Annotated in this window: 16 protein-coding genes; 5 read left to right on the plus strand and 11 right to left on the minus strand. The window is 71.7% G+C overall.

The genetic code is table 11. The features are described from left to right. Positions 1 to 600: 600 nt before the first annotated feature. The gene (trpS, locus tag ACFYPJ_RS04150; protein ID WP_389010181.1) at positions 601 to 1,686 is read left to right on the plus strand and encodes a tryptophan--tRNA ligase; all 1,086 of its coding nucleotides are present in this window, start codon (positions 601 to 603) and stop codon (positions 1,684 to 1,686) included. 82 nt (positions 1,687 to 1,768) lie between these two features. Here the strand turns inward: trpS and proC are convergent, their stop codons facing one another. From proC to ACFYPJ_RS04180, 6 genes are all read right to left on the minus strand, one after another. After that, a complete protein-coding gene (proC, locus tag ACFYPJ_RS04155; protein ID WP_389010184.1) occupies positions 1,769 to 2,581 on the minus strand; it encodes a pyrroline-5-carboxylate reductase in 813 nt (270 codons plus the stop codon). Between the two features lie 105 nt (positions 2,582 to 2,686). Then, positions 2,687 to 3,481: an ABC transporter permease gene (locus ACFYPJ_RS04160; protein ID WP_389010187.1), complete on the minus strand. Its 795-nt coding sequence runs from the start codon at positions 3,479 to 3,481 to the stop codon at positions 2,687 to 2,689. Then, positions 3,478 to 4,323, minus strand: a complete 846-nt coding sequence (locus ACFYPJ_RS04165; protein ID WP_389010190.1) for an ABC transporter ATP-binding protein — start codon at positions 4,321 to 4,323, stop codon at positions 3,478 to 3,480. Before ACFYPJ_RS04165 ends, ACFYPJ_RS04160 begins: the two co-directional genes overlap by 4 nt. Before the next feature lie 45 nt (positions 4,324 to 4,368). After that, positions 4,369 to 5,160, minus strand: a complete 792-nt coding sequence (locus ACFYPJ_RS04170) for a class I SAM-dependent methyltransferase (RefSeq protein WP_389010193.1) — start codon at positions 5,158 to 5,160, stop codon at positions 4,369 to 4,371. Between the two features lie 510 nt (positions 5,161 to 5,670). Next, positions 5,671 to 6,186 carry an EamA/RhaT family transporter gene (locus ACFYPJ_RS04175; RefSeq protein WP_389010196.1) on the minus strand — a complete coding sequence of 172 codons (516 nt, stop codon included), beginning with the start codon at positions 6,184 to 6,186 and terminating at the stop codon, positions 5,671 to 5,673. Between the two features lie 42 nt (positions 6,187 to 6,228). Further along, positions 6,229 to 6,600 (minus strand): SH3 domain-containing protein, encoded by a 372-nt coding sequence (locus ACFYPJ_RS04180; RefSeq protein WP_389010199.1) that lies wholly within the window; start codon positions 6,598 to 6,600, stop codon positions 6,229 to 6,231. Between the two features lie 255 nt (positions 6,601 to 6,855). Here ACFYPJ_RS04180 and ACFYPJ_RS04185 point away from each other — a divergent pair, with 255 nt between their 5' ends. Then, the gene (locus tag ACFYPJ_RS04185; protein WP_389010202.1) at positions 6,856 to 9,309 is read left to right on the plus strand and encodes a PQQ-binding-like beta-propeller repeat protein; all 2,454 of its coding nucleotides are present in this window, start codon (positions 6,856 to 6,858) and stop codon (positions 9,307 to 9,309) included. A 101-nt stretch (positions 9,310 to 9,410) separates the two neighbouring features. Here the strand turns inward: ACFYPJ_RS04185 and ilvD are convergent, their stop codons facing one another. The 4 genes from ilvD to ACFYPJ_RS04205 all read right to left on the minus strand — a co-directional run bounded on the left by ilvD (position 9,411) and on the right by ACFYPJ_RS04205 (position 14,337). After that, on the minus strand, positions 9,411 to 11,264 hold the full coding sequence (gene ilvD / locus ACFYPJ_RS04190) for a dihydroxy-acid dehydratase (RefSeq protein WP_389010205.1): 1,854 nt from the start codon (positions 11,262 to 11,264) through the stop codon (positions 9,411 to 9,413). A 301-nt stretch (positions 11,265 to 11,565) separates the two neighbouring features. Further along, a complete protein-coding gene (locus ACFYPJ_RS04195) occupies positions 11,566 to 12,198 on the minus strand; it encodes a TetR family transcriptional regulator (RefSeq protein ID WP_389010208.1) in 633 nt (210 codons plus the stop codon). Beyond that, positions 12,195 to 13,028, minus strand: coding sequence for a sugar phosphate isomerase/epimerase family protein (locus ACFYPJ_RS04200; RefSeq protein WP_389010211.1), 834 nt, complete (start codon positions 13,026 to 13,028; stop codon positions 12,195 to 12,197). The genes ACFYPJ_RS04195 and ACFYPJ_RS04200 overlap by 4 nt, the downstream gene beginning before the upstream one ends. A gap of 376 nt (positions 13,029 to 13,404) precedes the next feature. Continuing rightward, positions 13,405 to 14,337, minus strand: a complete 933-nt coding sequence (locus tag ACFYPJ_RS04205; protein WP_389010213.1) for a Ppx/GppA family phosphatase — start codon at positions 14,335 to 14,337, stop codon at positions 13,405 to 13,407. A gap of 245 nt (positions 14,338 to 14,582) precedes the next feature. On the opposite strand from ACFYPJ_RS04205, the gene ACFYPJ_RS04210 reads away from it, so the two are divergent. Then, positions 14,583 to 15,380 (plus strand): hypothetical protein, encoded by a 798-nt coding sequence (locus tag ACFYPJ_RS04210; RefSeq protein ID WP_389011564.1) that lies wholly within the window; start codon positions 14,583 to 14,585, stop codon positions 15,378 to 15,380. 163 nt (positions 15,381 to 15,543) lie between these two features. On the opposite strand, the gene ACFYPJ_RS04215 is transcribed toward ACFYPJ_RS04210, so the two are convergent. After that, entirely contained in the window at positions 15,544 to 17,340 is a 1,797-nt protein-coding gene (locus ACFYPJ_RS04215) for a hypothetical protein (protein WP_389011567.1), read from the minus strand. Positions 17,341 to 17,686: 346 nt separating this feature from the next. On the opposite strand from ACFYPJ_RS04215, the gene radA reads away from it, so the two are divergent. Together radA and disA are read left to right on the plus strand one after the other, a co-directional pair. After that, positions 17,687 to 19,096 (plus strand): DNA repair protein RadA, encoded by a 1,410-nt coding sequence (gene radA, locus ACFYPJ_RS04220; RefSeq protein ID WP_389010216.1) that lies wholly within the window; start codon positions 17,687 to 17,689, stop codon positions 19,094 to 19,096. Positions 19,097 to 19,174: 78 nt separating this feature from the next. Then, complete coding sequence (gene disA, locus ACFYPJ_RS04225; protein ID WP_389010219.1) at positions 19,175 to 20,299, plus strand: DNA integrity scanning diadenylate cyclase DisA; 1,125 nt, start codon at positions 19,175 to 19,177, stop codon at positions 20,297 to 20,299. Positions 20,300 to 20,414: the final 115 nt, after the last annotated feature.

A 20,414-nucleotide genomic window follows, 5' to 3' on the forward strand; every position in this document is an offset into this window, starting at 1 on the left:
GCGTTGACTTTTGGCACGCTGTTGAGTTCTCAAGGAACGGACGCTTCCTTCGTACTCACCCTCTCGGGCTTTCCTCCGGGCGCTTCCCTTCGGTGTTTCCGACTCTATCAGATCCTTTCGGCGTCTGATTCCCAGTCAGAGGGGGTTGTCTTCCTGGCTTGCGGGCCGTTCCGACGAGTGAGACTTTAGCGGATTCCCGGCCCCCGAGCTAATCGGGGTCCTGCGTTCTTTCGAACGGGGATTCCTCATTTCACAAATACGCACACCAAGCACACGGCGACATGTCGCCGTTTGTTGACTGGTACCTGCGGAATGGCTGTCCGGGGACCGACCGAGGTCGGCGCTCACGTCGGACAACTCGGAGAACAGTACGTATCCGTTGGGGGTGTGTCAACTCACGACCTGGGGGCTGTCCGGGGCGTATCGTGAGGGTCGTGATGACGCGTACGTGCAACCAGCAGTGGTGGGCCGCCTGACGGCGGCCGGAGTCACGTATGCATCCAACGGCCGCCGCCTCGGCGGCCGTACTTGTATCTCCCTCCGGAACCTCCGAGGGCCGGCCGCCCGGAGCGGCGGTCCCTGCCAGGAGGTGGAGAGGGAATGACACGGGTCTTCAGTGGGATCAAGCCGACCGGGCACCTGACGCTGGGAAACTACCTGGGAGCCATGCGGCGGTGGGCCGACGTGGACCAGCACCAGGCGGACGCCTTGTTCTGCATCGTCGATCTGCACGCGCTGACCGTGGATCACGACCCGGCGCGGGTGCGCCGGCTCAGTCGGCAGGCGGCGACGCTGTTGCTGGCGTCCGGGCTGGATCCGGAGCTGTGCACCGTGTTCGTACAGAGTCACGTCGACGAGCACACGCGGTTGTCGTACGTGCTGGAGTGCGTGGCGACCGACGGTGAGATGCGGCGGATGATCCAGTACAAGGAGAAGTCCGTGCGGGAGCGGCAGCGGGGCGGCAGCGTGCGGCTGTCGCTGCTGACGTATCCGGCGCTGATGGCGGCGGACATCCTGGCGTACGGGGCCGACGAAGTGCCCGTCGGCGACGATCAGACGCAGCACGTGGAGCTGACGCGGGATCTCGCGGTGCGGTTCAACCAGCGGTACGGGCACACGTTCGTGGTGCCGAAGGCGACCCGCCCGGAGGTGGCTGCGCGGGTGATGAACCTGCAGGAGCCGACGTCGAAGATGGGGAAGTCGGACGATTCCGGTCCGGGCATCGTCTATCTGCTCGACGAACCGGACGTGGTGCGCAAGAAGGTGATGCGCGCCGTGACCGACAGCGGGCGGGACGTCGTGTACGACCGTGAGGCCCGGCCGGGGGTGGCGAATCTGCTGGAGATCCTGGCGGCGTGCACGGGTGGGAACCCGGAGGCCCTGGGCGGTGTATATGAGTCGTACGGCGCCTTGAAGAAGGACACCGCGGAGGCCGTGGTCGAGGTGCTGAGGCCCGTACAGGCCAGGCACAAGGAGTTGTGCGCGGATCCCGCGTATGCGGAGGGGGTGTTGCGGGATGGTGCGGAGAAGGCGCGGGTGATGGCGCGGCCGATGGTGGATGCGGCCTACCGGGCTGTCGGGCTGCTGGAACGCGCGGCGGAGCCGACGCCGAAAGCAGTGTCACAGCCGAGGTCAGCGTCGGCGTCGGCGTCGGCGTCGGCGTCGGTGCTGAACGTGGCTCCGTAGCGCAGGTGAGCGGCTGCCCCGGGCGAGGCGGCTCACCGGGGCTCGGCGGCAGCTCTCGGTAGCGGCTTCGGCTCGTCCGGGGTCAGTCCTTCTTGCCGGAGGCCAGTTCGCGGCTGCGGTCGCGGGCGGCTTCGAGGGCGGCGATGAGGGCGGCTCGTACGCCGTGGTTCTCAAGCTCGCGGATGGCGTTGATCGTGGTGCCGGCCGGCGAGGTGACGTTCTCACGGAGTTTGACGGGGTGCTCTCCGCTGTCCCGGAGCATCACGGCGGCGCCGATGGCGGACTGGACGATGAGTTCGTGGGCCTTGTCGCGGGGCAGGCCGAGCAGGATGCCTGCGTCCGTCATGGCTTCGACCAGGTAGAAGAAGTACGCCGGGCCGGAGCCTGAGAGGGCGGTGCAGGCGTCCTGCTGGGACTCGGGGACGCGGAGGGTCTTGCCGACGGCTCCGAAGATCTCCTCGGCGTGGGCGAGGTGCGCGGCGGTGGCGTGGGTGCCGCCGGAGATCACGGACATGGCTTCGTCGACGAGGGCGGGGGTGTTGGTCATGACCCGGACGACCGGGACGCCTGGGACCAGGCGTTCCTCGAAATAGGAGGTGGGGATACCGGCCGCGCCGCTGATGATCAGGCGATCGGCGGGGATGTGCGGGACGAGTTCGTCCAGGAGGGTGCCCATGTCCTGTGGCTTGACCGTGAGGATGAGGGTGTCGGCGGTCTTTGCGGCCTCGGGGTTGGTGACCGGGATGACTCCGTGGCGCGCGCGGAGTTCCTCGGCCCGTTCGGGGCGGCGGGCGGTGACGAGCAGGTCGGCGGGCGACCAACCGGCTCGGATCATTCCGCTGAGCAGAGCTTCGCCGATCTTGCCGGTGCCGAGGACGGCGACTTTGTGGGTCATGGTGCGGGTGCCCTCCGGGAGTGCGACTTCCGGGGTACATCCTCGCACCGGGGGTCCCGCGTGGGCGGTGTTGTCCGCTGGACGGACGTACCTCCCGCAGCCGGGTCACGCCGTGCGGCGCCTCAGGGTGGCCGCACCGAGCCCCAGGACCAGCACCGCGCAGCCCGCCACGATGACGACGTCCCTGATGAAGGTCCCCGTCGTGCCGGTGTGGTGGAGGACCTCGTTCATGCCGTCGACCGCGTAGGACATCGGCAGGACGTCGGAGATGCCTTCAAGGACGGGATGCATGGCCGGACGGGGAGTGAAGAGACCGCAGAGGAGGAGCTGAGGAAAGATCACCGCGGGCATGAACTGGACCGCTTGGAACTCCGAGGCCGCGAAGGCCGAGACGAACAGGCCCAGGGCGGTACCGAGCAGGGCATCGAGCAGGGCGACCAGCAGGAGCAGCCAGGGCGAGCCGACGACGTCCAGGCCGAGGAACCACACGGCGAGCCCGGTGGCCAGGGCGGACTGGATGATCGCGAGAGCACCGAAGGCGAGGGCGTAGCCGGCGACGAGGTCGGCTTTGCCGAGGGGCACGGCGAGGAGGCGTTCGAGGGTGCCGGAGGTGCGTTCGCGCAGGGTGGCGATCGACGTGACCAGGAACATCGTGATCAGCGGGAAGATGCCCAGAAGGGAGGCCCCGATGCTGTCGAAGGTCCGCGGGCTGCCGTCGAAGACATAGCGGAGCAGGACCAGCATCACGCAGGGGACCAGGAGCATCAGGGCAATGGTGCGTGGGTCGTGGCGCAGTTGGCGCAGGACCCGGGTCCCTGTGGCGGTGGTGCGGGAGAGGTTCAGGGGGCTGGTGGGGGCGGGCACGGTGGCCGTGGCCCTGGCCGTCGTTGTCGTGCTCATCGGGGCGTCTCCTTGGTCCGGTCGGCTCCGGCCGCTTCGTCCACGAGGTGCAGGAAGGCTGCTTCGACGGTGGCCGCGCCGGTGCGGGTCCGGAGGGCGTCGGGGGTGTCTCCCCCAGCCTCCGGCCGGGAGGTGTCCCCAGCGAGGATCTCGCCGTCGCGCATGAGCAGCAGGCGGTGACAGCGTTCGGCCTCGTCCATGACGTGGGAGGAGACGAGCAGGGTGGCGCCGCGGGTGCCGGCGATCTCGTGGAAGAGCCTCCACAGGTCGCGGCGCAGGACGGGGTCGAGGCCGACGGTGGGTTCGTCCAGGACCAGGAGTTCGGGGGTGCCGAGCAGGGCCACGGCGAGGGAGACGCGGCTGCGCTGGCCGCCGGAGAGGTTTCCGGGGAGGGCGTCGGCGTGGCTGGTGAGGTCGACGTCGGCGATGGCGCGGGCGACGTCGTCGCGGCGGCGTGCGGCGGCGGCCCGGCCGGGGGTGAGGATCGCTGCGAAGTAGTCGAGGTTTTGACGGATGGTCAGGTCGTCGTAGACGGAGGGGTGCTGGGTGACGTAGCCGATACGGGTGCGCAGAGTGGGGTGGCCCGCGGGGTGGCCGAGGACGTCAAGGACACCGGTGGCCTTGGCCTGGGTGCCGACGATCGCGCGCATCAGGGTCGATTTGCCGCATCCCGAGGGGCCGAGCAGGCCGGTGATCTGGCCGCGCGGGACGGTGAAGTCGAGGCTGCGCAGGACGGTGCGGGGGCCGCGTTCCACGGTCAGGGCCGCGGCGTGCACGGCGGGTGTCCCAGGTATGCCCGAAGGCGTCGCGGGCGTACCCGGAGGCCCGGAAGCATTATTCATCACCCGATGAATAATGCTCTCGGCACCGACGGGCGTCAAGGGTCTTCAGGCACTGCGGGCGACCAGCAGTTCCACGTCGTAGACCTCCTCGACGGTGCCGTCGGGGAAGGCGGCCAGGAGGTGGGTGCGCTCCTGGGCGAGGAAGGCGGTGGCGTTCTCCTCGCCGTGGGTCAGGAAGATCGAGTGGCTGCTGATGTTGGCCAGGTGGGTGTCGAGCGGGACACGGCGGCTCCAGCGGACCGTGCGGTGGGCGAAGTCCAGTCGGCCACTGGGGTCGGCGAGGGCCGTGCGGACGCCGCTGCCGTTCTTCGCCACCACCCTGTCCTGGCCGAAGTGGCGCTCGATGCGGTCAGCCTGGGCATCGATCCAGGGGACGTCGAGGGCGTTGGTGTTCCACCACAGCGCGAGGGCACCGCCGGGACGCAGTACCCGCAGCGCCTCCGGCACCGACCGGGCGGGATCGGTCCAGTGCCAGGACTGCGCGTAGGTGATCACGTCCGCACCGGCGGCGGCCAGGGGCAAAGCGTTCCCGTTGCCCCGGACTATCGGGACGTCGGGGAGCCCGCGCCGGAACTCGGCGGCCATGCCGGCGCCGGGCTCCACGGCCACCACGTCGGCGCCGCGGGCGTGCAGCAGCGCGGTTGAGATTCCGGTGCCCGCGCCGACGTCCACGACCCGGGCGCCGGTGAGGGGACGGGCGGCGAGTTCCTCGATGGTGTCGAAGAGGGCGGCCGGGTAGGAGGGCCGGTTCGCCCCGTACTGCGCGGCGGCGGCGTTGAAGGAGTGGGCCCGCGCGGTGTGGGAGGGGGGCGGGGTCGACGGCGGTGTAGTGGTCATACGGCCATGGTGCTGCGGCCCGGACGGAAAGCGACAGCGGGAGGCGGGGGACAAGGGGACAGGGGGGACAGGGGGGACAGGGAGAGGCAGCGGGGAGGACGTGATGGGCGGACCGCGCGAGCCGTCGGTGCGGGGCGGGGGCGTGGTGTGGTGCGGTGCGTGGCTGTGCGACGGACGGACCGTGGCGCGCGGTCGTGCGACGGAGGGGCGTGTCGCAGTGCGCGGTGCGACGGAGGGTCGTGTGCGGTCGTACGGCTGGCCGTCGTGCGTGGTGTGGCGGACGGTCGTGCGCCCTCGTACGGCAGATGGTCGTGCGCGGTGTGACGAAAGGGGGTACGCGGTGGTGCGACGGGAGGGCCTGCGTGGTGTGCGGTGCGACGGACGGTGGTGCACAGTCGCACGGCAGACCGTCGTGCGTGGTGTGGCAGGTGATCGTGGGGTGCGGCGCGTGGGGCCACGGTGGACCAGGATGCGCGGTGTGGGGGGGTGGGGTAACGATCGTGATCGTGTTTAGCGGGGGCGTTTTTTCTTTGAAGGGTTGCCGGTGCGGCGGGCGGAGCGGCGGGCGTGCTGGGTGCGGGCCGCCTCGTATTCCGTGCGGTGCAGCTTCTCGCCGGGGGCCTCGATCAGGGAGCGGGCGAAGTACGCGAGGAGGGAGCCGACGAAGCCGATGGCCAGCAGGCCGCGAAGGGATGCCTGGCGGTCGGGGTCGGGGCGCTTGCCGAAGCGGTCCCAGGTGTTGCGGAAGGCCAGAGCGCTGCAGATCGCGAACATCGCCACGACCAGTACGGTCACGAAGGACCCGGTGTCGGCGATCTGCAGGCCCTGGTAGGCGAAGCGGAGGATCAGGCAGGCGACGGCCGCCGCCGCGAGTGAGCCCACGGCCAGGCCGGCGCGGCGGGCGGCGTAGCCGTCGTCGTGGTTCACCCAGGACGTGCCGAAGAAGCGCAGGGGCTCGGGGCGGGGGCCGGTCGGGCCGCCGGTGGAGCCCGCGGTGGTGTCCGGGGTGCCGGGTTCGTCGCTCACGAGACGATTATGGCGCCGGAGGTGCGCGGGCTCCTGGGCGGGTCAGATGGCGCAGCGTGAGGCGACGTAGCCGTCACGGCCCGTGTAGACGTAGGCGTCGGAGACGTACTCGCCGTTGTCGATGTTGTCCCAGAGGTTCGAGGTGCCGTACGGGCCGGTGACCCTGGTGCCCGGCGCCTGGCAGAAGATCGGGACGTGCATGCCGGCCGGGAGGACCCGGGTGACGGCGTAGTTGGTGCCGGGGCCGCTGCGGACGTTCAGCCGTACGCCCGGGGCCACCGGGTAGGTGCGTACGTTCGCCTGCGCCGCGACGGACTCGGCCTCGGCCCGGACGCCGTTCGCCGTCCCTTCCGCGGTTGCAGAGGTTTCGGCGGCTTCGGTGGCTTCAGTGGTTTTCGTGTCGTTGTCTTCCATCGTCCCGTGCGTCCCGTGCGTTCCGTGCGTCCTTGCAGACACTTCCGTTGCTTCCACACCGTCGACAGACATGAGAAACATCCCCCCGTCAGGCCCCATGACCACCATGGGGCCCCGTTGATTCCCCTGATTCGAGTCTCGAAACACTCGAACGCGACTCGCACGCGGAGGCTAGCAAGTCGCCGCTGTCCCGTACGAGTCATCGACTAGGCTCCGAGCGTCGCGCGCGCGGACGAACAGCACGGGGGTGGTCCCATGGCGCCACAGAGGAACATCGGAGCGGGCGCGGAAGCGGAACTTCCGGAATACGCCGGTCATTACCGTCTGGAGGCACGCCTCGGGGCGGGCGGCATGGGCGAGGTGCACTTGGCCCGCAGCACCTCGGGGCTGCGGCTCGCGGTGAAGATCGTACATGCCGAGTTCGCCAAAGACCGTGAGTTCAGGGGCCGTTTCCGGCAGGAGGTGGCAGCCGCCCGGAGGGTGAGCGGCGCCTTCACCGCGCCCGTGGTCGACGCCGATCCGGAGGCCGAACGGCCCTGGATGGCGACCCTGTTCATTCCCGGCCCAACGCTTGACGATCATGTGAAGCGGAATGGCCCGATGGAGCCTGCTCAGTTGCGTCGGCTGATGGCCGGGCTAGCGGAGGCGCTGCGTGACATCCATCGGGTCGGGGTCGTGCACCGTGATCTGAAGCCCAGCAACGTCCTGCTCGCCGAGGACGGTCCGAAAGTCATCGACTTCGGGATCTCACGGCCGAAGGACAGCGAACTGCGCACCGAGACCGGCAAGTTGATCGGTACGCCGCCGTTCATGGCGCCCGAGCAGTTCCGGCGGCCCCGCGAGGTCGGCCCCGCCGCGGACATCTTCACGCTGGGGTCGGTGCTGGTGCACGCGGCGACCGGACGCGGTCCGTTCGACTCGGACAGCCCTTACGTCGTGGCCTACCAGGTCGTCCACGACGAACCGGATCTGACCGGCCTGCCGGAGACTCTCGCCCCGCTGGTCATGCGCTGTCTCGCCAAGGAGCCGGACGACCGGCCGACGCCCGACGAGTTGATGCGGGAGCTGCGGTCGGTCGCGGCCTCGTACGAGACACGGGCGTTCATACCGACACAGCGGACGCAGCAGACACAGCAGGGACAGCAGGGACAGCAGGGACAGCAGGCCCAGAAGGAGCAACTAGAGCAACAGGGGCAGCAAGGGCGACAGGGTCAGCAGGGGCGACAGGCACGACACGATCAGCCCGGGCAGCAGGCACTAGAGGCACAACAGGCGCCGGTGGAGGCGCTGGAGGCTGATGGTGCGGATCGTGCGGGGGCCAGTGGTCAGGCGACTCACAGCAGTCACGCGAGTCACAGGGGGCGCGTGGGTCGCCTGGATCATGTGGACGGCGCGGAGCCGGCTGCTCCCGCCGGTCACCCGAATCTCACGAATCGCACGGATCTCACGGATCTCACGGATCAGCGGGCCTTGGGCCCGGGCGCGTCCGGGGGGCCCGGGGACGGTGTGGCGACGGGGGTCGTGGCCGTGCGGGCGCCACGGAGGCGGCGGCTCGGCAGGCGTCGGGTGATCGTGGGCGGGGCGCTCGCCCTGGCCCTTACCGGTGTGCTCGCCTCGGTGCTGTGGTTCGACGGGGGTGGCAGGCCGGCCCCTGCCACGTCCGGGGACGCACCCGGGTTCGACGCCTGGCACGCCGAACCGGTGGGCAAGGGCTCCGGCATGCCCCGGTGCACCTACGGCGGCGACAAGGTGCTGTGCTTGCGGTCCGGCCTGGCCTACGCCCTCGACCCGACGGACGGATCGCTGCTGTGGCGGCACGCCGTCGCCGGCGAGCGGACGAGTGTGGCGCCCGGGCTGTCGGGCGGGCTCCTGCAACTGCCGTCCGGCGAGGGTCAGCAGGTGGAAGCGGTCGACCCCGCCTCCGGTACGACGCGCTGGAAACGGGAGGTGCCCGGGTACGGCGCCCCGCGCTTCGCGGGAGGCATGCTCCTGGTCACCGGCGCCGACGGATCGGTCACCGGCGTGGACGGCCTGACGGGCGCCACGAAGTGGACGCGGCGGCTCTCCGGGGGCGAGACGCCGTCCCTGGCCTGGTTCTCCGGTGACTCGTCGGCGTACGCGACGTCCTCGGCGGACGGGACGCACACGCGCGTGACGGCCGTGGATCCCGTGACCGGCGACGAGCGCTGGCAGGCGCGGCTGGCCGGGAACCTGAAGCCCGTCGGCAGCCTGGGCGGTTCGCTGTTCCTGCTGTCGGTCGACAGCTCCACCGGCGAGACGGACGAGGTGGTGCGCTACACACCGGGCTCCAAGACCGTGCGCCGGGTGCCGCTGCCGGTGCCGCGGCTGACTCCGCAGGCCACGGTCCACGGCGATGTCGTGTACCTGTTGTCCACCGGTGGTGCGTTGGAGGCCGTCGACCTGGACGGCGGCAGACGTACGTGGCATCTCGAAACGTCCGTGAGCCGCGGCTCGGCACCGGTCGCCGACGACAGCCATGTCTACTTCAGCGCCGCCGACGGGCGGCTGCTCGCGGTCGATGCACGCGACGGGCGCCTGGTCGGGCAGACCCCGCCGCGGCTCGGCACGAACTCGGACGAGGTCACGGCCGTGCTCCCGGCCCCCCTGCTCGTCGACGGCCGCCTGTACGCGGGCGCCCCTGACGGCACCGTCTTCGCCCTGGATGCCCGCGACCCCGCGGCCTGGTGAATCCGGGGCCGAGCCACTCCCGAGGACCGAGCGGCCTCAGAGGCCTTGACATCCCCGCTCGGGGTATGTGACCCCGAGCGGGCTGTGCCGGGCCGGGAACCTCAGCCCAGCCTGCTGACGTCCCGGACGGCGCCCTTGTCCGCGCTGGTCGCCATCGCCGCGTACGCCCGCAGCGCCGCCGAGACCTTGCGGTCGCGGTTCTTCGGGGCGTGGACGCCGTTCAGCGCCTGCTCGCGGCGGGTCAGCTCGGCCTCGTCGACCAGCAGCTCGATGGTGCGGTTCGGGATGTCGATGCGGATGCGGTCGCCGTCCTCGACCAGGGCGATGGTGCCGCCGGACGCCGCCTCGGGGGACGCGTGGCCGATGGACAGGCCGGAGGTGCCGCCGGAGAAACGGCCGTCGGTGATCAGCGCACAGGTCTTGCCCAGGCCGCGGCCCTTGAGGAACGACGTCGGGTAGAGCATCTCCTGCATGCCGGGGCCGCCCTTGGGGCCCTCGTAGCGGATGACGACCACGTCGCCGTCGGTGATCTGCTTGGCCAGGATCTTCTCGACGGCCTCTTCCTGCGACTCGCAGACCACCGCGGGGCCCTCGAAGGTCCAGATGGACTCGTCGACGCCGGCCGTCTTCACCACGCAGCCGTCGACGGCCAGGTTGCCCCGCAGGACGGCGAGGCCGCCGTCCTTGGAGTAGGCGTGCTCGGCGGAGCGGATGCAGCCGCTCTCGGCGTCCTCGTCCAGCGCCTCCCAGCGCTCGGACTGGGAGAACGCCTCCGCCGAGCGGACGCAGCCGGGGGCGGCGTGCCACAGTTCCACGGCCTCGGGCGACGGGGAGCCGCCGCGCACGTCCCAGGTCTTCAGCCAGTCCGCCAGGGACGGGCTGTGGACCGCGTGCACGTCCTCGTTGAGCAGGCCCGCGCGGTGCAGTTCGCCCAGGAGGGCGGGGATGCCGCCGGCCCGGTGCACGTCCTCCATGTAGTACGTACGGTCCTTGGCGATGTTGGGCGCCACCTTCGCCAGGCACGGCACCCGGCGGGAGACGGCGTCGATCTGCTCCAGGCCGAACGGGACGCCCGCCTCCTGGGCCGCCGCCAGCAGGTGCAGGATCGTGTTGGTGGAACCGCCCATCGCGATGTCCAGGGCCATGGCGTTCTCGAAGGCGGCGAACGTCGCGACGTTGCGCGGCAGGACCGTGTCGTCGTCCTGCTCGTAGTAGCGGCGGGTGAGGTCCATGACCGTGCGGGCCGCGTCCTCGTACAGCGCGCGGCGGGCCGTGTGGGTGGCCAGGACCGAGCCGTTGCCGGGCAGGGCCAGGCCGATCGCCTCGGTGAGGCAGTTCATCGAGTTCGCGGTGAACATGCCGGAACAGGAACCGCAGGTCGGGCAGGCGTTCTCCTCGATGCGGAGGATGTCCTCGTCGGAGACCTTGTCGTTCGCGGCCTCGGACATCGCGTCGATCAGGTCCAGCGTGCGGACCGTGCCGTCGACCAGGGTGGCCCGGCCGGCCTCCATCGGGCCGCCGGAGACGAAGACCGTGGGGATGTTCAGGCGCAGTGCGGCCATCAGCATGCCCGGGGTGATCTTGTCGCAGTTGGAGATGCAGACCAGGGCGTCGGCGCAGTGCGCCTCGACCATGTACTCCACGCTGTCCGCGATCAGGTCGCGGGAGGGCAGGGAGTACAGCATGCCGCCGTGGCCCATCGCGATGCCGTCGTCGACGGCGATGGTGTTGAACTCGCGCGGGATGCCGCCCGCCTCCCGGATCGCCTCGCTGACGATCCGGCCGACCGGCTGGAGGTGGGTGTGGCCGGGCACGAACTCGGTGAAGCTGTTGGCTACGGCAATGATCGGCTTCCGGCCGATGTCCGCACCTGGTACACCGGAGGCGCGCATAAGGGCGCGGGCGCCCGCCATGTTGCGGCCGTGGGTCACTGTGCGGGACCTCAGCTCGGGCATCGTCGCTCGCTCCTTCGAACCTTCGGAGACCTTCTGCCGGAGAGTTCTGGCTCCGGAGAGTCCTGACTCCTGTCGAGCGTACGCCGGTCATCCAGGGGTCGGGACGGTGTGTCCGGAATGCGGGACACCTGTCTTGGCGGGCCGGGGTACGGGGGCCTGTGCGGAGGTCATGAGCCAAGGCGGTGCGGAGGGGCGTGTGCTCAGGTCATGAGCCAGGTCGGTGCGGTCGGGGCCTTTGCAAGGGTCATGAGGCGCCCCGGCGTCTGTTCCACCGGCGCGCGGCTCATCGCACGGGCAGCTCTCACGCGCCGGTGAGATGCCCCTGCACCACCGGCGCCAGCCGCGCGACGACCTGTTCCACGTCCGCCGACGCCAGCGGCTCCATCTTGATCACGTACCGCAGCATCGCGCACCCCACCAGCTGCGCCGCCGCCAGTTCGGCACGCAGCTCCGCGTCCGGCGCGTCCAGCCGCCCGGCGATGCGGCTCAGCAGCTGGGTGACGATCATCCGGCGGAAGACGGCCGCGGCGGTCTCGTTGCTGACGGCCGAGCGGACGACGGCCAGCAGGGGCGCACGGTAGACGGGGTTCTCCCAGAGGCCGAAGAGGAAGCGGGTCAGCCGCTCGCCGGCCTCCTCCAGCGGGCCGTCCGCCACCCCGGGCCGCGCGTCCAGCGCGGGCGCCAGAGTGAGCGCGACCGCCTCGAAGACCTGCTCCTTGGTGCCGAAGTAGTGGTGGACGAGCGCGGAGTCCACCCCCGCCGCCTTCGCGATCCCGCGTACGGAGGTCTTCTCGTAGCCGCGCTCGGAGAACTCCTCGCGGGCCGCTGTCAGGATGCGCTCGCGGGTGTCGCCCGACTCGGTGCGCGGGGGGCGGCCGCGACGGCGGGCGGTCGTCGCGTGCCGGTCCGGCCGGTCCGGGCCGACGCCGCTCATCGGCGCGGCACCTTCACCGCGGAGGCCAGGTGGAGCCGGGTGAAGGCCAGCGCCTCCGCCAGGTCGGCCTCCCGCTCGGCGCTGGACATGGCCCGCCGGGTGTTGACCTCGATGACCACATGTCCGTCGAAACCGCCGAGCGCGAGCCGTTCCAGCAGCTCGGCGCAGGGCTGGCTGCCGCGGCCGGGCACCAGGTGCTCGTCCTTGCCCGATCCCCTGCCGTCGGCGAGGTGGACGTGGCCGAGGCGAGGACCCATCCGGTCGATCATCTGGAGGGCGTCCGTGCGGGCGGTGGCCGTGTGGCTGAGGTCGATCGTGAAGTGGCGGTAGTCCTCCCTGGTGACGTCCCAGTCGGGGGCGTACGCGAGCATCTCGCGGTCGCGGTAGCGCCAGGGGTACATGTTCTCGACGGCGAACCGTACGTCGGTCTCGTTCGCCATCCGCCACACCCCGGTGACGAAGTCACGGGCGTACTGGCGCTGCCAGCGGAACGGCGGGTGGACGACGACCGTGCCGGCGCCGAGCCGCTCGGCGGCCGAGCGGGCGCGCTGGAGTTTGGTCCAGGGGTCGGTGGACCACACGCGCTGGGTGATCAGCAGGCAGGGGGCGTGCACGGCCAGGACCGGGATGCGGTGGTAGTCGGCCAGCCGCCGCAGCGCCTCGATGTCCTGGCTGACCGGGTCCGTCCAGACCATGACCTCGACACCGTCGTATCCGAGGCGCGCGGCGATCTCGAAGGCGGTCGCCGTCGACTCCGGGTAGACGGAGGCCGTGGACAGGGCGACCTTCGCATCCGGGATGCGGACGGGGACGTCCCTTGCTTCAGCCACGAAGGACAGGGTACGGGGTGGCGTTCGCGCGGGTGCCTGACGCCCCGTTCGCCGTTCGGGGCGTTCCTCGCGGGCGGCTGGGGGACGGCGCCGGGGCGATCCGGCCGCGTCCGGGGCGCCGTTCCACGCGGTGGGTGGGTACGGGGCGGGACGTGCGACGCGGGCGGGTGGGGGCGGGCTGGTGAAACACCCCACGCGGCGGGGCGGAGCGAGACGCCCCACGCGGGCAGGGAAGGGGTGACACCACCCCACGTGGGTACGAGAGGGTGGCACCGCCCCACACCGGCAGGGCCTGCGGCGTCGAGCCCACCGCCTGCGGCGGAGGCTGGGGGAGTCCCTGGCGAGTGGAAACAGCCTGGCGCATCGACCAGACCGCTCAGGACGCGCCCATGTGGTCCAGGCGGCGCAGGATCACGCCCTCCCGCAGGGCCCAGGGGCAGATCTCCAGGTTCTCCACGCCGAACAGGTCCATCGCGCCCTCGGCGACCAGGGCGCCGGCGAGAAGCTGGCCGGCGCGGCCCTCGGAGACTCCGGGGAGTTCGGCGCGCTGCCCGGCGGACATGCCGGCCAGGCGGGGCACCCAGGACTCCAGTGACTCCCGCTTCAGCTCACGCTGGACGTACAGGCCGTCGGCGGAGCGCGCGGCGCCCGCGATGCGGGCCAGCTGTTTGAAGGTCTTGGAGGTGGCGACCACGTGGTCGGGGGCGCCGAAGCGGCTGAACTCCCCCACCGTGCGGGCTATCTCGGCCCGTACGTGCCGCCGCAGCGCCCTCATCTCCTCGGGGCCCGGCGGATCGCTGGGCAGCCAGCCCGCGGTCAGCCGGCCCGCGCCCAGCGGCAGCGAGACGACGGCGTCGGGTTCCTCGTCGATGCCGTAGGCGATCTCCAGGGAGCCGCCGCCGATGTCCAGGACCAGCAGCTTCCCGGCCGACCAGCCGAACCAGCGGCGGGCGGCGAGAAAGGTGAGCCGGGCCTCCTCGGCGCCGGTGAGCACTTTCAGTTCGACGCCGGTCCCGTCCTGCACGCGCGCGAGGACGTCATCGGCGTTGCTGGCCTCCCGCACGGCGGAGGTGGCGAAGGTCAGCAGATCCTCGACGCCCTTGTCCTCGGCGGCCTGGAGGGCGTCGCGGACGACCTTGACCAGCCGGTCGACGCCGTCGGACCCGATCGCCCCGTCCGTGTCCAGGAGTTCGGCGAGCCGCAGCTCCGCCTTGTGAGAATGCGCGGGCAGCGGGCGCGCGCCCGGGTGCGCGTCCACCACCAGCAGATGCACCGTGTTCGATCCAACGTCCAGGACACCGAGTCTCATGTACGGAACGCTACTGCCACCTGGAATGCCGGCCGTCCCCGGAGTCGGCTGGGGCGACATACCCTGGACGGGTGCCAAAGACGAAAAAGGCGAAGGACCACAAGGCCCCCAAATCGCCCAATGGTTCTTCGCAGCCGAAGCCACCGAAGAATCCACGGGATCCGCAGAACCAGAAGAACCAGGGGAACCAGAAGAATCCCAAGGGGCAGAAGGATCCACAGAGGGCGACGAAGTCTGGGCAGGCAGTGAAGCCCGAGCAGGCGGCGCCGGGCGCGGCAGCCGACGAGAAGGGGCTCGACTTCGCGCGGGCGTGGGTGGAGTTCCCCGACCCGGCGGACGGCGAGCAGCTCTTCCGGTGCGATCTGACCTGGCTGACCTCCCGGTGGAACTGCATCTTCGGCAGCGGCTGCCAGGGGATCCAGGCGGGCCGCGCGGACGACGGCTGCTGCTCGCTGGGCGCGCACTTCTCCGACGAGGACGACGAGAAGCGGGTCGCCGGGCATGTGGCGCGGCTCACGCCGGAGATCTGGCAGCACCACGGCGAGGGCATGGAGCACGGCTGGGTCTCGGAGGACGAGGAGGGCTCCCGGCAGACGCGTCCGTACCAGGGGTCGTGCATCTTCCAGAACCGGCCCGGTTTCGCGGGCGGCGCGGGCTGCTCGCTGCACATCCTCGCCCTGCGGGAGGGCCGCGAGCCGCTGGAGACCAAGCCGGACGTGTGCTGGCAGCTGCCGATCCGGCGGACGTTCGACTGGATCGACCGGCCCGACGACACGCGGGTCCTCCAGGTGTCCATCGGCGAGTACGACCGCCGGGGCTGGGGGCCGGGCGGGCACGACCTGCACTGGTGGTGCACGTCGGCGACCTCGGCGCACGGCGCGGGCGACCCGGTGTACGTCTCCTACCGGGCCGAGCTGACCGAACTGATGGGCAAGGCCGGCTACGACCGTCTCGTCGAGCTGTGCGAGGAGCGGCTGGCCTCGCGGCTGCCCCTGCTGGCCCCGCATCCGGCGGACCCGCCGCAACCGGCAGACCCGAGGTAGGCACCGCCGGCCCATCGGCGGACCCGCCCCATTTGGCAGACCCGAGGTAGGCACCCACGGGCATGTCGGCCGACCGCTTCCGCCGCCGGCGCCGCGCTGCCGCTCGCGTCGTTCCCATGGCTGTCCCCGCGGCCATGTCCTGCGGAGCGGCGGGCGGGCGTGCCTAGCCGTCCGAGGGGCTCGGATCCGTGGTGTCGGCGGGCGGCGGGGACGAGGACGGGGACGCGCTGGTGGGCGGCGGGCTCGGTGTGGGACTGCCGGGGGCGGGTGAGCCGCTGGTCGGCGGGGCGGTGGGGGCCGATGTCGTGGGTGTCGGATGTGTCGGGTGCGTCGGGTCGGGGGTGCCGGTGGTGGGCCGTCCGCCCGGGGCCGAGGGGTGGGCTGGAGCGCTGCCGTACCCCTGGATGGAGACGACGGCGCCCGCGGGTGCCACCGCCACCCGTGCGGTCCAGTACCCCGACGGCTCCCGCAGACGGTCGACGTGCACCTTGATCGTCAACGATTCGCCCGGCCGGAGCGTTCCCGAGCCGCGGCTCAGGTAGAGCCAGCCGGCCGAGGTGGACGCCGACCAGCGGACCGGCGAGGAGCCGTCGGCGGTGAGGGTGACGAGGGTCGTCTCGCCGCTGCCGTTCGCCGACACCGTGAGGTGCCCGGCGTCCTGCCGTCCGGCCCCGGAGACGCTGACGACCTCCACGGAGACGTCGGACGTCGCCTCGTCCAGGAAACGGGCGCCCGATCTGGTGCCCGTATTGCCGGTGTTCTGGTAGCCGCCGGTCAGGTGTCCGCCCAGCCCGTCCGCGTCGTGCGCCTCCCGCGCGGTGGCGGTGGGGCCGTCCCCTTCGCCGGCCGGCGAACCGCGGTGGGTGGCCCAGAGGGCGAGCACCGGCGCGGCGACGACGGTGGCGACGACGGTCGTGGTGAGGGCACGCGCGCGTAGCCGGTCGCGGCGGGCCGCCCGGTCCTTGGGGTCCATCGGGAAACCGCGCCGGTCGAAGCGGGGCACCGCGGTGCCCCGCGCGCGCGGGTGGTGCGCCAGCGCGTGGTGCAGGGCCGCGCGCGGGGCCGTGAGCACGGGCAGTTCGGCAGGCGTGACGGCGGCGCCGGGCCAGCGGCCGGGCACCGCGCGCTCTGCGGTGCGGCGGCAGCGGGGGCAGTCGTCGACGTGCCGGACGAGTTCGCGTCGTACGGTGCTGCTGAGGACGAGCCGGTGGTCGCCTGCGAGGCGGGAAACCCCGGGGCAGCCGCCGGTCTCGACGACGGCGAGCGCGGCCCGCGTGCGCTCCACCTCGCAGGCGGCGGAGGCGACCAGGTCGCGGGCGGCGGCCTGGTCCATGCCGAGGACGGCGGCGATCTCCTGGGCGGAGAGGCGGTGGCGGACGGCGAGTTCGAGCGCCTCGCGCTGCTCCGGGGTGGTCCCGGCCGCCTCCGGCCAGGCGAGCAGGGCGAGTTCGTGTCGCTGCTGCCGTGCATCCTCGGTGAGCGGCGCATCGGTGGCCTGCGGGTCGGTGGCCGGCGGGTCGGCGGCCTGGGGGTCGGTCCGGCGCGCGGTGCTGGTCTTCGCCCCGGTGCCGGTCTTCGCCCCGGTGCCCGGGCCGTCGGAAGCCTGGGCGGCCGGGCCGCCGGAAGCGTGGGTGGCCGGGCGTTTCTGCTTGGTGTCGGCCAGTTTGCGCAGGCATGCCCAGCGGGCCAGCGCGTACAGCCAGGCCCTGCGGTCCTCGGCCGGGTCCGGCCCGCGGTGGCCGCGCCGCTCGGCCAGCGCGAGCGCGTCGCCGAGCGCGGCGGTCGCCGTGTCGTGGTCGCACAGCACCGAGAGGCAGTAGGTGAACAGGCCGTCCAAGTACGGCTCGTGGCGCGTCGGCAGGCGGTGCGCGAGCGTGCGGGCAGCGCCGCGGTCACGCGCCTCTCGGTGCGCTCGATGTGCGCCGGTGGTGCGGGTCGAGGTTTCCGGACTGCTGTTCATCACCCGTGCGACCGTAGGCGGCCAGAGATGAGGCGTTCTTCCACCTTGAGCAGTTTTAATCCATACGGGTGAAACGATCCCTCATAAGGGGACACGAACGTCATATTCCGTGGCTTGTTCCCGGCGGCGGTGGCCGACGGCCGTATCCGGACGGCGCCGCGAGGGCGGCCGGTGCCCGTGCCGTCACGGCAGCCCGTCGGCGTCGCGGTTGCCGGTGGCCGTCGCCGTCGCCGTACCGGCGTTGTCGCGGCGGCCCGCTCTCCATGGCGTCATGGCGGCCCGCGCTCTCCGTGGCGTCACAGCGGCCGGGTCCGGACTGTCAGTGGCTGCGGCTACGGTTTCGTCCATGGCTGCCCGTACCAAGACCCCCAAGGACCGCCCGTCCTACCGCTGCACGGAGTGCGGCTGGCAGACGGCCAAGTGGCTCGGCCGCTGCCCCGAGTGCCAGGCGTGGGGGACGATCGAGGAGTACGGCGCTCCCGCGGTGCGGACGACGGCGCCGGGGCGCGTCACGCGCTCCGCGCTGCCCATCGGCGAGGTCGACGGCCGTCAGGCGATCGCCCGCTCCACCGGTGTGCCCGAGCTGGACCGGGTGCTCGGCGGCGGCCTGGTGCCCGGCGCGGTCGTCCTGCTCGCGGGTGAGCCGGGCGTCGGCAAGTCCACGCTGCTGCTCGACGTGGCGGCCAAGTCGGCGAGCGAGGAGCACCGCACCCTCTACGTCACGGGTGAGGAGTCGGCGAGCCAGGTCCGGCTGCGCGCGGACCGCATCAAGGCCATCGACGACCATCTGTACCTGGCCGCCGAGACCGATCTGGCCGCCGTCCTCGGCCACTTGGACGAGCTCAAGCCGTCCCTGCTGATCCTCGACTCCGTACAGACCGTGGCCTCCCCCGAGATCGACGGGGCGCCCGGCGGCATGGCCCAGGTGCGGGAGGTCGCCGGCGCGCTCATCCGCGCCTCCAAGGATCGCGGAATGTCCACGCTGCTGGTGGGCCACGTCACCAAGGACGGCGCCATCGCGGGCCCGCGGCTGCTGGAACACCTGGTGGACGTGGTGCTCCACTTCGAGGGCGACCGGCACGCGCGCCTGCGTCTGGTGCGCGGCGTCAAGAACCGGTACGGCGCGACCGACGAGGTCGGCTGCTTCGAACTGCACGACGAGGGCATCACGGGCCTCGCCGATCCGAGCGGTCTGTTCCTGACCCGGCGCGACGAACCGGTTCCGGGCACCTGTCTGACCGTGACCCTGGAGGGCCGCCGTCCGCTGGTCGCCGAGGTGCAGGCGCTGACCGTGGACTCGCAGATCCCCTCCCCGCGCCGTACGACCTCCGGCCTGGAGACCTCCCGGGTGTCGATGATGCTGGCGGTGCTGGAGCAGCGCGGCCGGATCAGCGCGCTCGGCAAGCGGGACATCTACTCCGCGACGGTCGGCGGGGTGAAGCTCTCCGAGCCCGCCGCCGATCTCGCGGTCGCCCTGGCCCTGGCCTCGGCCGCGAGCGACACCCCGCTGCCGAAGAACCTCGTCGCCATCGGCGAGGTCGGTCTCGCGGGCGAGGTCAGACGGGTCACGGGCGTGCAGCGCAGGCTCGCGGAGGCGCACCGCCTGGGCTTCACGCACGCGCTCGTACCGGGCGATCCGGGCAAGATCCCGCCCGGTATGAAGGTCCTGGAGGTGGCCGACATAGGGGATGCGCTGAGGGTGCTTCCCCGCTCCCGTCGTCGAGAGGCCCCGCAGGACGCGGAGCACCGCCGGTAGACTTTGCCCTGGTCTCGCCCGTCCGTACGAACCCGTGCGGGACGGGGGCGCCCCAGAACCTGCGACCGGAGGAGTGCAGTGGCAGCCAACGACCGGGCAGCGGCTCCCGGAAAGTCCGGTGGGAGTGCCGGTACCGATGGCCTGATGCGCGCCTCGCTGAGCGCCGTGGCACCGGGTACGGGCATGCGCGACGGCCTGGAGCGGGTTCTGCGTGGCAACACCGGCGGGCTGATCGTGCTGGGCTGCGACAAGACCGTCGAGGCACTCTGCACGGGCGGGTTCGTGCTGGACGTGGAATTCACCGCGACCCGGCTGCGGGAGCTGTGCAAACTCGACGGCGGCATCGTGGTCTCCTCCGACCTGTCGAAGATCCTGCGGGCGGGCGTCCAGCTCGTCCCGGACCCCACGATCCCGACGGAGGAGACCGGCACCCGGCACCGCACGGCGGACCGGGTCTCGAAGCAGGTCGGCTTCCCGGTGGTCTCGGTCTCCCAGTCGATGCGGCTGATCGCCCTGTACGTCGAGGGCCAGCGTCGCGTCCTGGAGGACTCCGCGGCTATCCTCTCCCGCGCCAACCAGGCCCTGGCGACCCTGGAGCGCTACAAACTGCGCCTGGACGAGGTCGCGGGCACGCTGTCGGCGCTGGAGATCGAGGACCTGGTGACCGTCCGCGATGTGTCGGCGGTCTCCCAGCGGCTGGAGATGGTGCGCCGCATCGCCACCGAGATCGCCGAGTACGTGGTCGAGCTGGGCAGCGACGGCCGGCTGCTAGCCCTCCAGTTGGACGAGCTGATCGCGGGCGTGGAGCCCGAGCGCGAGCTGGTGGTCCGGGACTACGTGCCGGAGCCGACGGCGAAGCGCTCCCGCACGGTGGACGAGGCGCTCGCGGAGCTGGACGCGCTCAGCCATGCGGAACTGCTCGAACTCCCCACGGTGGCCCGCGCCCTGGGCTACACCGGCTCCCCCGAGACACTGGACACCGCGGTGTCGCCGCGCGGCTTCCGCCTCCTGGCCAAGGTGCCGCGGCTGCCCGGTGCGATCATCGACCGGCTGGTGGAGCACTTCGGCGGCCTGCAGAAACTCCTCGCCGCGAGCGTCGACGACCTCCAGACGGTGGACGGGGTCGGCGAGGCCAGGGCCCGCAGCGTCCGGGAGGGCCTGTCCCGGCTGGCCGAGTCGTCGATCCTCGAACGCTACGTCTGACCTGCCGGCCGGCTCGCCCGATCGCCTGATCCTCCTGGGCACCGGCTGCCGCCAACCATGGGGGTACCGGCTACCGGCTACCGGCTACCGGCTACCGGCTACCGGCTACCGGCTA

Origin of the sequence: Streptomyces sp. NPDC006012 (genome assembly GCF_042871185.1) — a bacterium.
GTDB lineage: Bacteria > Actinomycetota > Actinomycetes > Streptomycetales > Streptomycetaceae > Streptomyces.

Excerpts from the sequence above, each read along its gene's own strand:
- trpS (WP_389010181.1), top strand. The coding sequence starts at position 601 with ATGACACGGGTCTTCAGTGGGATCAAGCCGACCGGGCACCTGACGCTG.
- proC (WP_389010184.1), bottom strand. The coding sequence starts at position 2,581 with ATGACCCACAAAGTCGCCGTCCTCGGCACCGGCAAGATCGGCGAAGCT.
- ACFYPJ_RS04160 (WP_389010187.1), bottom strand. The coding sequence starts at position 3,481 with ATGAGCACGACAACGACGGCCAGGGCCACGGCCACCGTGCCCGCCCCC.
- ACFYPJ_RS04205 (WP_389010213.1), bottom strand. The coding sequence starts at position 14,337 with ATGAGACTCGGTGTCCTGGACGTTGGATCGAACACGGTGCATCTGCTG.
- ACFYPJ_RS04180 (WP_389010199.1), bottom strand. The coding sequence starts at position 6,600 with ATGGAAGACAACGACACGAAAACCACTGAAGCCACCGAAGCCGCCGAA.
- ACFYPJ_RS04215 (WP_389011567.1), bottom strand. The coding sequence starts at position 17,340 with ATGAACAGCAGTCCGGAAACCTCGACCCGCACCACCGGCGCACATCGA.
- ilvD (WP_389010205.1), bottom strand. The coding sequence starts at position 11,264 with ATGCCCGAGCTGAGGTCCCGCACAGTGACCCACGGCCGCAACATGGCG.
- ACFYPJ_RS04185 (WP_389010202.1), top strand. The coding sequence starts at position 6,856 with ATGGCGCCACAGAGGAACATCGGAGCGGGCGCGGAAGCGGAACTTCCG.
- ACFYPJ_RS04170 (WP_389010193.1), bottom strand. The coding sequence starts at position 5,160 with ATGACCACTACACCGCCGTCGACCCCGCCCCCCTCCCACACCGCGCGG.
- ACFYPJ_RS04165 (WP_389010190.1), bottom strand. The coding sequence starts at position 4,323 with ATGAATAATGCTTCCGGGCCTCCGGGTACGCCCGCGACGCCTTCGGGC.
- ACFYPJ_RS04195 (WP_389010208.1), bottom strand. The coding sequence starts at position 12,198 with ATGAGCGGCGTCGGCCCGGACCGGCCGGACCGGCACGCGACGACCGCC.
- radA (WP_389010216.1), top strand. The coding sequence starts at position 17,687 with ATGGCTGCCCGTACCAAGACCCCCAAGGACCGCCCGTCCTACCGCTGC.